The organism is Burkholderia contaminans (assembly GCF_029633825.1).
GTDB classification, from domain to species: Bacteria; Pseudomonadota; Gammaproteobacteria; order Burkholderiales; family Burkholderiaceae; genus Burkholderia; species Burkholderia contaminans.
On the sequence record NZ_CP090640.1, the window covers coordinates 1,941,495 to 1,956,949 of the forward strand.

The following is a 15,455-nucleotide window of genomic DNA, read 5'->3' on the forward strand; positions in this document are numbered from 1 at the left end:
GCAGGAAGACGGCGAAAAAGGGAATCGGGATTTTCCCATGGAACCGGTTTTCACGCAGGTACCATTTAGTTAATCGGGACCTGTTTTCGACGATGGCGGACGGTTGCGGGGGCGCGGGGAAGGGGCCGGGAGCGCCGTCTGGAAAGGCCGCCGGGCGGGCCCGCCGCTCATATCGCGGCAGTTATATGGGCCCCATGCGTGATGGGCTATGGGTTGCGAAATTTGATGGTGATAGCGTGCAAACTGTCGGAAAAACGTCGGTCGAGCGCACTGCGCGGGCCGCCTTGCCCCCATTTGAAGAACCATCGAGACATGAGTGAGCCGATCCGCTTCTACCATCGTCACGCGATCCGCGAAGTCAGCGGCGCGGACGTTACCCGCACCGTGCTGCAATACCTGCGCGAGGACGCGCATTGCACCGGCACCAAGGAAGGCTGCGCGGAAGGCGACTGCGGCGCGTGCACGGTCGTCGTCGGCGAACTGACCGACGCCGGCGCGGTGGAATTCAAGGCCGTCAACGCATGCATCCAGTTCCTGCCGACGCTGGACGGCAAGGCGCTGCTGACGGTCGAGGACCTGCGTCAGCCGGACGGCGCGCTGCATCCGGTGCAGCAGGCGATGGTCGACTGCCACGGTTCGCAATGCGGGTTCTGCACGCCCGGCTTCGTGATGTCGATGTGGGCGCTGTACGAGAAGCACGGCCACGAAGGCTGCGGCAGCGCCGGCACGTGCGCGAAGGCGAAGGACGTGCCGACGCGCACCGAGATCGCCGATGCGCTGACCGGCAACCTGTGCCGCTGCACCGGCTATCGCCCGATCGTCGACGCGGCCGTGCAGATGTTCGAAGCGCCGGCGCCGTCAGCGCCGGTCGACACGGCCGTGCTGGCCCGCACGCTCGCGTCGCTCAAGCGTGACGAGACGTTCGACTACACGACGATCGACGGCGCGCGCTTCGCGGCGCCGCGCACGCTCGACGCGCTGGCCGCGCTGAAGGTCGAGCGGCCCGACGCGCGCATCCTGGCAGGTAGCACCGATATCGGCCTGTGGGTCACCAAGCAGATGCGCCGGCTCGACGACCTGATCTACGTCGGCCAGATCGCCGAACTGCAGAACATCGTGCACGGTGACGACTGGATCGAAATCGGGGCTGGCGTGACGGTCGAGAAAGGGTATGCGGCGCTGGCCGGCCAGTATCCGGAACTGACCGAGATGTGGAAGCGCTTCGCGTCGCTGCCGATCCGCAACGCGGGCACGCTCGGCGGCAACGTCGCGAACGGCTCGCCGATCGGCGATTCGATGCCGGGCCTGATCGCGCTCGGCGCGCGCGTGGTGCTGCGCGGCGGCGACACGGTGCGCGAGCTGCCGCTCGAGGCGCTGTACACGGGCTACCAGCAGAAGGACATGGCGCCGCACGAATTCGTCGTCGGCCTGAAGGTGCCGACCCGCACCGGCGCGCGCGCGAAGCTGCAGTTCCGCACGTACAAGCTGTCGAAGCGGTTCGACTCCGACATCTCGGCCGTGTGCGCGGCATTCGCGTTCATTGCTGACGGCGACACGATCCGCGAGCCGCGCGTCGCGTTCGGCGGGATGGCAGCGACGCCGAAGCGTGCGACCCGGACGGAAGCCGTGCTCGACGGCGCGCAGTGGCACGAAGCGACCGCGCAGGCCGCGATGCAGGCGCTCGAGCGCGACTACCAGCCGCTCACCGACATGCGCGCGACGAGCACGTACCGCCTCGATACCGCGAAGAACCTGATTTACCGATTCTGGCTGGAGACGCGCCCGCACGACCCGCTGCCGCAGCAAGCCCTGAATGTGCGTGAAGTGGCCGCCGAACTCGGCACCGACGCGGCGCGCGTCTGAAGACGGAGAACACCGAACATGAACCAGCAAGCAGAACCGTTCCTGAGCACCCTCGATCCGCAAGCCGACGCCGCGCAGGTCCACGTCTCGCGCGCGCACGAATCCGCGCACCTGCACGTCAGCGGGCGTGCAACCTACACCGACGACATCCCGGTCGTCGCGGGCACGCTGCACGCGGCGCTCGGCCTGTCGGCGAAGCCGCACGCGAAGATCGTGTCGATGAACTTCGACGCGGTGCGCGCGACGCCGGGCGTGGTCGCCGTGTTCACGGCCGACGATATTCCGGGCGTCAACGATTGCGGCCCGATCATCCACGACGACCCGGTGCTCGCGAAGGGCATCGTGCAGTTCGTCGGCCAGCCGATGTTCATCGTCGTCGCGACGTCGCATGAAACCGCGCGGCTCGCCGCACGCCGCGCGCAGGTCGACTACGAGGAACTGCCGGCGATCCTCACCGCGCAGGAAGCGCGCGCGGCCGAAACCTACGTGATCCCGCCGCTGAAGCTTGCGCGCGGCGACGCGGCTGCACGGCTCGCCGTCGCGCCGCATCGCGAGTCGGGCGAGATGCTGCTCGGCGGCCAGGAGCAGTTCTACCTCGAAGGGCAGATCGCGTACGCGGTGCCGAAGGATGACGACGGGATGCACGTGTACTGCTCGACGCAGCATCCGAGCGAGATGCAGCACCTCGTCGCGCACGTGCTCGGCGTCGCGTCGCACAACGTGCTGGTCGAATGCCGCCGGATGGGTGGCGGGTTCGGCGGCAAGGAATCGCAGTCGGGGCTCTTCGCGTGCTGTGCGGCGCTTGCCGCGTGGAAGCTGCTGTGCCCGGTGAAGCTGCGTCCGGACCGCGACGACGACATGATGATCACCGGCAAGCGGCACGACTTCCATTACCGCTTCGACGTCGGCTACGACGACGACGGCCGCATCGACGGCGTGGCGCTCGACATGACGTCGCGCTGCGGCTTCTCGGCCGACCTGTCGGGCCCGGTGATGACGCGCGCGGTGTGCCACTTCGACAACGCGTACTGGCTCGGCGACGTCGCCATCGCAGGCTACTGCGGCAAGACCAACACGCAGTCGAACACCGCGTTCCGCGGTTTCGGCGGCCCGCAGGGCGCGTTCGCGATCGAGTACATCCTCGACGACGTCGCGCGTTCGCTCGATCGCGATCCGCTCGACGTGCGCTATGCGAACCTGTACGGCAAGACCGAACGCAACGTCACGCCTTACGGGCAGACGGTCGAGGACAACGTGCTGCAGGAACTGCTCGGCGAACTCGAGGCGACGAGCGACTACCGCGCGCGGCGCGCGGGCGTGCGCGCATTCAACGCGCGCAATACGGTGCTGAAGAAGGGCATCGCGCTCACGCCGGTGAAGTTCGGCATTGCGTTCAACGTCACGCACTTCAACCAGGCCGGCGCGCTGGTGCACATCTACACCGACGGCTCGGTGCTCGTGAACCACGGCGGCACGGAGATGGGGCAGGGGCTCAACACGAAGGTCGCGCAGGTCGTCGCGCACGAGCTCGGCATCCGCTTCGGGCGGATCCGCGTGACGGCGACCGACACCAGCAAGGTCGCGAACACGTCGGCGACCGCTGCGTCGACGGGCTCGGACCTGAACGGCAAGGCCGCGCAGGATGCGGCCCGCCAGCTGCGCGAGCGGCTCGCGGTGTTCGCGGCGAAGCAGTTCGGCGACGGCAAGGTCGATGCGGCCGACGTGAAGTTCGGCAACGACTTCGTGTGGATCGGCGGCAACGGCGTGCCGTTCGGCGAAGTGATCGCGAAGGCGTACCTCGCGCGCGTGCAGCTGTGGTCCGACGGTTTCTACGCGACGCCGAAGCTGTACTGGGATCAGTCGAAGCTGCAGGGTCGGCCGTTCTACTACTACTCGTACGGCGCAGCCGTGTCGGAAGTCGTGATCGACACGCTGACGGGCGAGATGCGCACGCTGCGCGTCGATGCGCTGCACGACGTGGGCGTGTCGCTGAACCCGGCGCTCGACATCGGCCAGGTCGAAGGCGCGTTCATCCAGGGGATGGGCTGGCTCACGACCGAGGAGCTGTGGTGGAACAAGGGCGGCAAGCTGATGACGCATGCGCCGTCCACGTACAAGATCCCGACGGTGAACGACACGCCGCCCGAATTCAACGTGAAGCTGTTCAACAACCGCAACGTCGAGGACAGCATTCACCGTTCGAAGGCCGTCGGCGAGCCGCCGCTGCTGCTGCCGTTCTCGGTGTTCTTCGCGGTGCGCGATGCAGTGGCCGCGGTCGGCGACTACAAGGTGAACCCGCTGCTCGATGCGCCGGCGACCGGCGAGTCGATCCTGCGTGCGGTCAGCGCGGTGCGTGCGGCACGCGCCGCCCAGGCTGTCTGAGATGAAACAGCCCCCACGCTCACTTCGTTCGCTGTCGACCGGAGTTGGCGCTTCAGCGCTTGCTCCGGTCCCATGCACGGCTCCCCCCGACGGGGTGGTCAGCCTCCTTGGGGCGGCCCGGCGGAGACTGACATGAACGGCCCCGCACGCGCGCTCCGCACCGCGTCGACTGCGGTGTTCGCACCGGGCACCGGCCAGCGCAACCGCGCGACCGGTACGCCGGCGCCGATGCACGTCGTGCTGTTCGGCGCCGGGCACGTCGGTCACGCGCTCGTCACGCTGCTCGGCGCGCTGCCGTGCGTCGTGCAGTGGGTCGACACGCGCGACGAGCTGTTCCCGGACGAATGTCCGCCGAACGTGCAGCCGGAGCCGACCGACACGCCGGAGGCCGTCGTCGACGCCGCGCCGCCCGGCGCGTACTTCCTCGTGATGACGCACAACCACGCGCTCGACTTCTCGCTCGCCGCGCAGATCATGCGGCGGCGCGACTACGCGTACTTCGGGATGATCGGCTCGCGTACCAAGCGCGTGAAGTTCGAGCGCCGGCTTGCCGCGCGCGGCGTCGATCCGGCGCGGCTCGTGGAAATGGTGTGCCCGATCGGCGTTGCGGGGATCGTCGACAAGGCGCCGGGCGCGATCGCGGTGGCCGTGTGCGCGGAGCTGCTGCAGGCGCGCTCGGGCATGCCGGTGGCCGACGCGAAGGCCGCCGCATCGGGACGTGCGCGCGACGACGCGACCTGCGCGCGGTAGCGCCGCGCGGCCAGCGCAGGGCCGCGCGATTTTGCATACACTGCACGACGACGCGCGGCATCGGGCCGCGCCTTACCGTGCACGTGCCATGTCCGATCATCAGGTTTATCTCGACGCGCTCGATGCGAGCCTCGTCGCCATCGAGCGCTGGCTGTCCGGCGTCGATACCGCGCCCGAGGCGCTCGACGCGCTGCTCGCCGCGTTTTCCGCCGAATTCACGATGATCCTGACCGACGGCCGCGTCGTCGATCACGACGGTACGCGCGCACTGTTCGCAAAGCTCGCCGGCGCGAAGCCGGGGCTGCGCATCACGCTGTCGGACACCCGCGTGCTCGCGGCCGACGCGTCGCATGTGACCGTCACCTATCTCGAAGCGCAGCACGCGGCCTCGGGCGAGCTGCCCGCGCGTCGCGCAACTGCCGTGTTCGAGCGCGACGCGGCGGGCGTCGTGCGCTGGACCCATCTGCAGGAAACCTTCTGCACGGCCTGAGCTCGAGCGGCCGCGCCGTGTTGTGTGTCGCGGCTCAGCGCTTGCGGCTGCGGGGAACCGTCAGCTCGTCGGACACGCTCTGCATCAGCGCGCACAGCCACGCGATGTCGGTCGGGCGGTCGGGCTGCGGATGCGTGAGCAGGTAGCTCTTGATGCGCGGGAACGGCACGGGCGGCGTGACGACGACGAGCGGCATCAGCTGCGCATAGTGTGTTGCGAAGCGGCGCGTCGTCGTGAAGATCAGGTCCGACTGCAGCAGCACCTGCGGCACGATCCCGAAGTACGGCAGCGTCGTCACGATGCGCCGCGTGAGGCGCGCGCGTGCCAGGCCGATTTCGATCGCGTTGCGCTTGTCGCCGGTGTACGGCGTCGGCGCGACGTGCGCGGCCGACGCATACGCTTCGCGCGTGAGCGGCTCGCGTGCGAGCGGGTGCGCATCGCGCATCAGGCACACGATCGTGTCGGAGAACAGGTCCTGACGCGCGAACTGCGGGTCGGGCTTCGGCCAGTTGCCGATCACGAGATCGAGCGCGCCCGATTCGAGCGCGCCCGCGTGATCGAGTGCGGGATTCAGCGAATCGATTTCCAGATGCGCATGCGGCGCCGCGTCGCGAAAGCGCTCGATCAGCGTCGGCATGAAGAAATCGTTCAGGTAATCGGGTGCGGCGACGCGGAACGTGCGCCGCGCGGACGACGGATCGAAGTCGCCGTGCGGCGTCGCGATGAAGTCGACCTCGCGCAGCGCGCGCTGCGCGGCCTCGAGCAGCGATGCGCCGTATTCGGTCGGCACCATGCCGGATTTGCCGCGCACGAGGATCGGGTCGTTCAGCGTCTCGCGCAGCTTGCGCAGCGCGGTGCTGATCGCGGGCTGGGTCTGGTTCAGCCGCAGCGCGGCCTGCGTGACGCTGCGCTCGAGCAGCAGCGTGCGCAACACGCGCACGAGCCAGATATCGAGCGAGGCGGTACGGTCGTCGTCTTCCATCGATTGGGGGTGATTCGGGTGAAGCGTAACCTTACCGCAGCCGCGCGCCGGCGTGCGTGATACCGGCCATCACGGACGGCTCTTCGGCAGCGTGCTGATCCGCTTGACCTCGCGCGATTCGAGCCAGTTCGGCGTGCGTGCGCAGTACAGCACCATCGGCAGCGCGTCCTCGCCCCAGAACAGCTGCTGGTTCATCCAGAACGTCGGCACGCCGAACACGCCGAGCGCGATCGCGTCGTCGGTGTTGCGGCGCAGCTGCGCGCTCGTCTCCTCGAATTCGATCAGCTCGTCGCCGTGGCCGACGCCGACGCGTTCGCACAGCGCGGCGAACCCGGCCGGCGTCGACGGATCGTTGCCGTCATGCCAGATGAACCGGAACATTTCCAGCACGGTCGCGATGTCGGCGCGCAGCGCGATCGCGAGACGTAGCACCTTGTCGGAATCGAACGGATGGGAGGGCGGCATCTTGAAGCGGATACCCAGCTGTTCTGCGCGAAACAGTGCGTGACGATAGGTGAACACACGCTTGGTCGGTACGTCGGCGGTCGGGCGCTGGCCCCAGTGACGCTGCAGGTCGGGCAGCGACACGGCGACGGGTTCGAACGGCACGTCCGGCCACTTGTCATGCTGTTCGAGGAGCAGGTAGGAGAACGGCGACACGAAGTCGTAGAACCAGGCGGGTTGGGCGGTGTCGAGGCCGGTTGTCATGGCGATCTCCAGAGGGTGGGGCGTGCGGCGCCTGGCGGCGGCCTCCATGTTACGCGGCGGCGCGCGCATGCGGCAATGATCGCGGATCGTCCGCTCACGCGGAACCGGGAGTCGCCCGAGGGGCGTGCCGGCCGGCGGCGCGGCCTCGGCACGTGCGTGCGGCGGCCCGCCGGCGCCCGGCGGGCCGGCCGGCGTGTCCTGGTCGTGCGCGGTGAGCCGTTCGCGCACGAAGCCGATGTGCTCGCGCAGCACGTAGAACTGCCCGGCATAGGCCAGCGGCATCTTCATCCGGTTCACGGCTTCCTCGATGTCGTCGAGCTCGTCGAGCAACTTCACGCGCTCCTCGGCCGTATGCTCGCCGAGCGCGCTGCGCTCGAGCGCGATCAGCGCGCCGTACCAGCGGTAGATGCGCGAGCGCACGCGCCAGCCGTACAGCGACGGCACGAGCCGCAGCCCGGGGATCAGCACGACGATCAGCGGCACGACCACGACGAGCAGCCGGTCGACGAGGCTCGCGACCCAGAACGGCAGCCGCCGGTACAGGAAGGTCTTGCCTGATTTGTAGTAGCGCGCGGCGTCGTCGGAGAGCGGGAAGCCGCGCGTGACGGACGACGGGAATTCGCCCGCGTGCTGCAGGATCGTCGCGTGTCCGTGCACCTCGCGCGCGGCCTCGATCAGCAGGTCGGACAACGCCGGGTGCAGCGAGTCGCGCGCGACGAGCTCGATGGTCGGCGCGACCGTGTGGATGTCGGCGGGCGGCAGGTTCCGGCCGAGATCGTAGACCCCCATCGGCAGCGTGATCGCGGTCAGGTACGGAAAGCGCCGCGCATACGCCTCGGCCTGCGTGAACGAATACACGTGCACGCCCGGCGCGCGGAACAGCTTCGCCATCACCGGGATCTGCGTCGAGTCGCCGGACAGGAACGCCGCGTCGATCTTGCCGTCGAGCAGCGCGGTGGCCGCGTCTTCGCCGGCGGTCGGCAGCAGCTCGGTCGAGCCGCCCGGCACGATGCCGTTCATCTTCAGCAACGCGAGGCTCAGCTCGCGCGCGCCGCTGCCTTCCGCGCCGAGCGCGAGCCGCTTGCCCTTGAAGTCGGACAGGCGCGCGACGACCGGCCCGCGGTACATGATCGCGAGCGGTACGTAGCCGATGCTGCCGAGCGACACGAGGTGTTCGTCGCGCTCCTTCGGGCCGATGCCGCTCTGCACGAAGCCGACGTCGACCGGCGCGTTCGGGTTCGACAGCCGCGCGAGGTTCTGGGCGGACCCTTCGGATGACTGGACGTCGAGCGTGACGCCGTTCTTCGCGAGGATCGTCTTGTATTTCTGCGCGGCGTTCCAGTACGTGCTGCCGGGCGGACCGGACGAGATCACGAGCGTGGACGGCGGGGCCGGCTGGATCAGCTTGACCGCGAGCCAGACGGCCGCGCCGGCGAGCAGCACGGTCGGGCCGATCGACAGCGCGAGGTCGCGCCACGACACCGCGACGAAGCGGGCGAGGATGCGGCGGGGCGGGCGAGGGCGGGCTGGCTTCATGGGGCGGCGGATGACGCTGGCGTGACGTATCGGTGACGATCGGACGGCCGTCATGGACGACGCCGATGCTCGCGGCGATGGTACCCGGTTTCACCGGGCAAGCGCGAGTGGGGCGGCCTCGCGCGGCACCGCGGCGACACCGGCGGGCGGCCCCGCGTCAAAAGCTTTGCGCTTCGGCGGGCGCTGGATTACATTGTGCGACGCAGCCGCGCCCGATTTGCGCGCGACCCGGCACGCAATGAGACCGGGCGCGTTCGGCCGGCGGCTGTCCGGCCCGGCCGGCCCGCTTTCGCGTGCGCCTGCCGCCAGCCCGTCTCGCCTCTCTCGTATCGCCGTGGAAAACACCGGCTGTCCCGCCCGTTCGCGCGCGGGCCGGCTGTTTTTTGGGGGTAATCGGCCGTACTGTGCACGGCCGTTCCGGAGTGATAAGGAGATAGCATGAAGTCGATCGTGTTGAGAGCGTTGGGCGTCGCCGCCGTGGCGGCCTGTCTGTCTGGCAGCGTGTATGCGCAGTCGAGCGATGCCGCGGCAACGGAAGCGCCCGCGGCCGCGACCAGCGCGCCGAAGGCCGCCGCGAAGACCGCGAAGAAGGCGAACCGCAAGCTGGGCTATGCGGTGCGCAAGGCCATTACGAAGGCCGGCGGCATCGACGTGGCGAACATCGTCGTGCGTTCGAAGGGCGGCGCGATCACGCTGGAGGGCACGGTGCCAGACCAGGCTCAGATCGACAAGGCGGAAGAGGCGGCGAAGGGCGTGCAGGGCGTGACGTCGGTCAGCAACAAGCTGACGGTTCAGCAGCAGTAACGCCGGGCAGCGGCGCGCGAGCGCCGCATGCGCCCGTTTCCAGGCGGGCCCCGGCATGCCGGGGCCCGTTTGCGCTTGAGAGGCCGCAAGCCGCATGAAGCGGCGGCGGACCGACAACGATATCGAGAGGGCGGCGATGACGAGGCTCGGGTGGGGCAGGCGGATGGTTTTCGGCGCGGCGCTGGCCGCGGTCGCGATACTCGGCGCCTGTAACGGCGACGAATCGGCCGAGCGCAACCGGTTGCCCGGTTTCGTGTCCGGCAGCGTGCGCACGACGGCCTACGACGGCGCGAGCGACGACCTGCTGACGGCCGGCCTCGGCAAGACGGGCCTCGGCTCGGCGAGCGCCCCCGGCTTTGCGAATGCCGCCCGGCCGACGAGCGCCGAGTTGCGCCGTCTCGCGATCTGGTCGAACTATCGCGCGCTCGTCGACATGAGCGCGAACGGCGGCTACGGCCGCTTCTGGGGGCCGAACGTCGACCTCGACGGCAACGACACGCTCGGCGAAGGCAAGATTCCCGGCACCGAATATCTCGCGTACGCCGACGACGGTAGCGGCAGCAAGAACGTCACGCTGCTCGTGCAGGTGCCCGCCAGCTTCAATCCCGCGCAGCCGTGCATCGTCACCGCGACGTCGTCGGGCTCGCGCGGCGTGTACGGCGCGATTTCCGCGGCCGGCGAATGGGCGCTCAAGCGCGGCTGCGCGGTCGCCTACAACGACAAGGGCGGCGGCAACGGCGCGCACGAGCTGATGTCGGACACCATCACGCTGATCGACGGCACGCTCGCCAACGCGGTGCTGGCCGGCACCGCGAGCCTGTTCACCGCGAACGCCACCAGCGGCGAGCTCGCCACATTCAATTCCCGCTTCCCGAACCGCTATGCGTTCAAGCATGCGCATTCGCAGCAGAATCCCGAGCAGGACTGGGGGCGCGTCACGCTGCAGTCGGTCGAGTTCGCGTACTGGGCGCTCAACGAGCAGTTCGGACCGCTGATCGACGGCTCGCATCACGGCGTGCGCTATCGCGCGGGCGACGTCACGACGATCGCCGCGTCGGTCAGCAACGGCGGCGGCGCGTCGCTCGCGGCGGCCGAACAGGACAACCGCGGCTGGATCACCGCGGTCGTGGTCGGCGAGCCGCAGATCAACGTGCGGATGGCGCCGAACGCGGTCGTGCGCTCGGGCGGCCAGCCCGTGCCGTCGTTCGGCCGGCCGCTGGCCGACTATGCGACGCTCGCGAATCTGCTGGAGCCATGCGCGGCCGCGTCCGCGTCGCTTGCCGACGCGCCGTCCCTGAGCGCGCTGCCGGCGGCGACCACGCAGTCGATCCGCACCCAGCGCTGCGCGACGCTCGCCGCGGCCGGGCTCGTGTCGGGCGCCGATACGCAAAGCCAGGCCGCCGACGCGCTCGCGCAGCTCCACGCGGCCGGCTATCTCGCCGATTCCGACCTGCTGCAGGCGCCGATGTGGGATTCGCAGGCGATTCCGGCGATCGCGGTCACGTATGCGAACGCGTACACGCGCTCGCACGTCACCGACAACCTGTGCAATTTCAGCTTCGCGACGACGAACCCGGCGACGGGCGCCGTCGCCGCGCCGGCCACGTCGCCGATGCCGGCCGTGTTCGGCGTCGGCAACGGCGTGCCGCCGACGTCCGGCATCAACCTCGTGTTCAACACGGGCGTGGGCGTCGATCACCGGCTCGCCACTCCCGATGCAAGCTTCGCGGGCGCGCTGTGCCTGCGCCAGCTCTGGACGAACGGGATGCTCGGGATGCCCGCGAACGTCGACGCGGTGCGCGTGAACGCGAACCTGCAGGGCAAGCCGGCGATCATCGTGCAGGGCCGCAGCGACGCGCTCGTGCCCGTGAACCACGCGTCGCGCGCGTATGTCGCGCAGAACGGCATCAGCGAAGGCGGACGCAGCCAGCTCGTGTTCTACGAGGTGACGAACGGCCAGCACTTCGACGCGTTCCTGCCGGTGCCGGGCTTCGACACGCGCTTCGTGCCGGTTCATTACTACAACCTGCAGGCGCTGAACCTGATGTGGAAGCACCTGAAGAACGGCGCGCCGCTGCCGCCGTCGCAGGTGATCCGCACGGTGCCGCGCGGCGGCACGCCGGGCGCCGCGCCCGCGCTGACGGGCGCGAACCTGCCGCCGATCTCGGCTGCGCCGGGCGCGAACGCGATTCCCGTCGGGGCCGGCGCGATCGACGTGCCGCTCTGACGGCGAGCGCCGCGCCGCCCTCACGAAGCCGGACAGTCGTCCGGCTTTTTCTTTTGGTTGCCCTGGAATCGGTCCCGAACTGCCTTTTATTGGAATGGCGAGCGCCGTAACAAATTATTACTTTACGGCGATAAATCGGGACCCTAATATGCGCCGGTATTTTCACTTAATTTAATAAATTCCAGATACGAGATATTCCTTTCCGTTTAGTTAATCGATCCTTTCGATTTTATTAAATCGGCTCGAGTCGCGATTGATCGTCGTTTTTCGATTAATCGGCATCTCGCCGAGGGGGATTGTTCGTCTGTTCGAAGCGAGGCGCCCTTGTGGGTAGTGGCCTGGCGGGGTGTGCTTTTGCCGTCGATTTTGTGCGTGTGCAAATACGCCGAATGAATATGTATTGCTGCGGATTATCGAATTGTCGTTCGCAATGGAATTGATTCCATTGTGCAGTCGCAAAAATATGGGTGGGGTAAATCATGCCGGTCGGTATTCGTCGAGCCGGTAAAAAACTCGGAGTGCGTCGCATAACGAATGCATTCCCGGTGCGGAGCGCCGGCGCAGATGATCCTTTGCGACCGGCGGTATTTATCGTTCTGTTCGAGAGGCAATAATGACGACACGGAAGTCCTTGAAAGACGGTTTCGCGCTATTCGGAACGACACTGAGCGTGCCGCTCGCAGCGGCCGCGGCCGCTGCGCTGCTCGTCACGGGGTGCGGTGGCGACGACGGGGCGAGCCCGGCCGCTTCGGCCGCCGCCGCCGCCGCGACGTCGGCCGGCGCCAGCACGTCGGCCAACACCAACGCCACGGCCGCCGCGGCCGACCAGCCGTACGTCGACAACGACGTGTACGGCACCGGGCCGAACGACGCGGTCACGGATTCCACGGAAGGGGCGGCCGTCGTGCACCGTACGGTCACGATCGGCGGCAAGGCCATCAAGTACACGGCCACCACGGGCCACCTGACGACGATCGATCCGGTCACGTCGGCGCCGAACGCGAAGATGTTCTACGTCGCGTACACGCAGGACAATCCGGACCCGTCGAAGCCGCGCCCGGTCACGTTCTTCTACAACGGCGGCCCCGGCTCGTCGTCGGTCTACCTGCTGCTCGGCTCGTACGGGCCGAAACGCCTGCAGTCGTCGTTCCCGAACTTCACGCCGCCCGCGCCGTACAAGCTGCTCGACAACCCGGACAGCCTGCTCGACCGTACCGACCTCGTGTTCATCAACCCGGTCGGCACCGGTTACTCGGCGGCGATCGCCCCGGCGAAGAACAAGGATTTCTGGGGCACCGACCAGGACGCCCGCTCGATCGACCGCTTCATCCAGCGCTACCTGACGAAATACTCGCGCTGGAATTCGCCGAAGTTCCTGTACGGCGAGTCGTACGGCACCGCGCGCAGCGCGGTCGTGTCGTGGGTGCTGCATGAGGACGGCATCGACCTGAACGGGATCACGCTGCAATCGTCGATCCTCGACTACGCGAATGCGCTGTCCGCGCCGGGCACGTTCCCGACGCTCGCGGCCGATGCGTTCTACTGGAAGAAGACGACGCTCAACCCGACGCCGACCGACCTCGACGCGTACATGGTCCAGGCCCGCAACTACGCGGACAACACGCTCGCGCCGCTCGCGCAGAAGCCGAACCCGCAGGACGGCGGCTTCGTGAACGTGCGGCTGAACCTGAACCTGCAGACCGCGCAGCAGATGGGCGCATACATCGGCACGGATCCGACGTCGCTGATCCAGACGTTCGGCAACCCGGCCGCGCTCGGCAACGTGCCGTCGTCGAACGACAACCCGCCGTACACGTTCTTCCTGACGCTCGTGCCGGGCACGCAGATCGGCCAGTACGACGGTCGCGCGAACTTCACGGGCAAGGGCATCGCACCGTACATCCTGCCGAACTCGGGCAGCAACGATCCGTCGATCACGAACGTGGGCGGCGCGTACACGGTGCTGTGGAACAGCTACATCAACACCGACCTCAAGTACACGTCGACGTCGTCGTTCGTGGACCTGAACGACCAGGTCTTCAACAACTGGGACTTCAGCCATACCGACCCGACCGGCGCGAACAAGGGCGGCGGCAATACGCTGTACACGGCGGGCGATCTGGCGTCGACGATGAGCGTGAACCCGGACCTGAAGGTGCTGTCGGCAAACGGCTATTTCGACGCCGTCACGCCGTTCCACCAGACGGAGCTGACGCTCGCGCAGATGCCGCTCGACCCGACGCTCAAGGCGCAGAACCTGACGATCAAGAACTACCCGTCGGGCCACATGATCTACCTGAACGACGCGTCGCGGACCGCGCTGAAGGGCGATCTCGCCAACTTCTACGACGGCATCCTGGCCAACCGCACTGCGCTGCAGCGCGTGCTGAAGCTGCAGATGCGCACGCAGCAGCTCAAGCAGCAGAAGTTGCAGCAACAGGGGCAGTAAGCGGCACGGGCGGCTCGCGCCGCCCCGGATGGACGACAGCCCGATCGGCGCAGGCCGGTCGGGCTGTTTTCATTTGCGGAGGGCGATGGGCCGGCGCGTTGTGCGCCGGCCGCGAAATGGCGTCAAACCGTCGAGGACAGGGTGTGCGCGCCGCGTGTTACGCCAGCACGAGCCGGATGCCGACCGCGACGAGCGTCGAGGCGAGCAGGTTGCGCAGCAGTCGTTCGGGCGCGCGCGCCGACAGCAGGCTGCCGAGCACGATACCGGGCAGCGAGCCGAGCAGCAGCGACAGCAGCATCGACCAGTCGACCGAGCCGAGCAGCCAGTGGCCCATGCCCGCGACGAGCGTGAGCGGCACCGCGTGCGCGATGTCGGAGCCGACGATGCGGGTCGTCGCGAGCGCCGGATACAGCAGCAGGAGCACCGTCACGCCGATCGCGCCGGCACCGACCGACGTCATCGACACGAGTACGCCGAGCACGGCGCCCGTCAGTACGGTCGACCACAGCGTGCGCGTGGGGCTCGGCGCGAGCGGGTTGCGCGCGGCGAACGCGGTGAGCTGCGGCCGGAAGATGAGCGCGAGTGACGTGAGCAGCAACGCGACGCCGAGCACGAGCTGGATCATCCGCGCGGTACCCGGCGCGTTCATCCCGTGCGTATGCAGCCACCACAGCGTGATGGCCGCGGCCGGGACGCTGCCCGCCGCGAGCCGGCCCGTGATGCGCCAGTCGATCGAGCCTTTCAGGCCGTGGACGAGGGTGCCGGTGGCCTTGGTCGCGGCCGCGTACAGCAGGTCGGTGCCGACCGCCGTTGCAGGGTGGACGCCGAACAGCAGCACGAGGATCGGCGTCATCAACGAACCACCGCCAACGCCCGTCAGGCCGACGAGGATGCCGACGAACAGGCCGGACAACGAGTACAGCAGGTCGATATGGGGAAGCGACATCGGAAGCAGGCGGTTATGCGGCGACGGTTGTGCGATGTTCGGCGGCGGCGCGCGGCCGCGGCGCGCGCGTCAAAGTCCGCCATTGTCGCAAATGTGGCGCGTGGATGTACGACTGCGTTAAAAATCGGAGGGGAAAGCCCGTGGGGCGGGCATCCGGCTCGAAGTAAAACGGGCGTTTGAGCAGCGCGAGGGGCGCGATGGCCGTTCTCCTCGCGACGGATCGGCCCGAAACGCCCGGTGAACAGAAAGCGGGTGCGAGGCCCGGCAGGTATGAAAAAGGGCGCGACAGTGCGCGCCCCGGTTCGATGGCGGCGGTCG

General features: G+C 68.3%; 10 protein-coding genes. 7 read left to right on the plus strand and 3 right to left on the minus strand.

Annotated features, from left to right (window positions below):
• Positions 1-312: 312 nt before the first annotated feature.
• The 4 genes from xdhA to LXE91_RS09050 all read left to right on the plus strand — a co-directional run bounded on the left by xdhA (position 313) and on the right by LXE91_RS09050 (position 5,485).
• The gene (gene xdhA, locus LXE91_RS09035) at positions 313-1,863 is read left to right on the plus strand and encodes a xanthine dehydrogenase small subunit (RefSeq protein WP_039361214.1); all 1,551 of its coding nucleotides are present in this window, start codon (positions 313-315) and stop codon (positions 1,861-1,863) included.
• A gap of 18 nt (positions 1,864-1,881) precedes the next feature.
• Entirely contained in the window at positions 1,882-4,245 is a 2,364-nt protein-coding gene (xdhB, locus tag LXE91_RS09040; protein WP_039361212.1) for a xanthine dehydrogenase molybdopterin binding subunit, read from the plus strand.
• A 132-nt stretch (positions 4,246-4,377) separates the two neighbouring features.
• Positions 4,378-4,995 carry a xanthine dehydrogenase accessory protein XdhC gene (gene xdhC, locus LXE91_RS09045; protein ID WP_039361210.1) on the plus strand — a complete coding sequence of 206 codons (618 nt, stop codon included), beginning with the start codon at positions 4,378-4,380 and terminating at the stop codon, positions 4,993-4,995.
• 88 nt (positions 4,996-5,083) lie between these two features.
• Positions 5,084-5,485: a polyketide cyclase gene (locus LXE91_RS09050; protein WP_039361538.1), complete on the plus strand. Its 402-nt coding sequence runs from the start codon at positions 5,084-5,086 to the stop codon at positions 5,483-5,485.
• Between the two features lie 34 nt (positions 5,486-5,519).
• Here the strand turns inward: LXE91_RS09050 and LXE91_RS09055 are convergent, their stop codons facing one another.
• Complete coding sequence (locus tag LXE91_RS09055; RefSeq protein WP_039361208.1) at positions 5,520-6,467, minus strand: LysR family transcriptional regulator; 948 nt, start codon at positions 6,465-6,467, stop codon at positions 5,520-5,522.
• A gap of 69 nt (positions 6,468-6,536) precedes the next feature.
• Positions 6,537-8,711 (minus strand): DsbA family protein, encoded by a 2,175-nt coding sequence (locus LXE91_RS09065; RefSeq protein WP_423191620.1) that lies wholly within the window; start codon positions 8,709-8,711, stop codon positions 6,537-6,539.
• A gap of 438 nt (positions 8,712-9,149) precedes the next feature.
• Here LXE91_RS09065 and LXE91_RS09070 point away from each other — a divergent pair, with 438 nt between their 5' ends.
• From LXE91_RS09070 to LXE91_RS09080, 3 genes are all read left to right on the plus strand, one after another.
• Positions 9,150-9,515: a BON domain-containing protein gene (locus LXE91_RS09070; protein WP_039361202.1), complete on the plus strand. Its 366-nt coding sequence runs from the start codon at positions 9,150-9,152 to the stop codon at positions 9,513-9,515.
• 136 nt (positions 9,516-9,651) lie between these two features.
• Complete coding sequence (locus tag LXE91_RS09075; RefSeq protein WP_039361536.1) at positions 9,652-11,742, plus strand: D-(-)-3-hydroxybutyrate oligomer hydrolase; 2,091 nt, start codon at positions 9,652-9,654, stop codon at positions 11,740-11,742.
• Positions 11,743-12,355: 613 nt separating this feature from the next.
• Positions 12,356-14,191, plus strand: coding sequence for a S10 family peptidase (locus LXE91_RS09080; protein WP_039361200.1), 1,836 nt, complete (start codon positions 12,356-12,358; stop codon positions 14,189-14,191).
• 157 nt (positions 14,192-14,348) lie between these two features.
• On the opposite strand, the gene LXE91_RS09085 is transcribed toward LXE91_RS09080, so the two are convergent.
• Positions 14,349-15,137, minus strand: a complete 789-nt coding sequence (locus tag LXE91_RS09085; protein ID WP_039361199.1) for a sulfite exporter TauE/SafE family protein — start codon at positions 15,135-15,137, stop codon at positions 14,349-14,351.
• Positions 15,138-15,455: the final 318 nt, after the last annotated feature.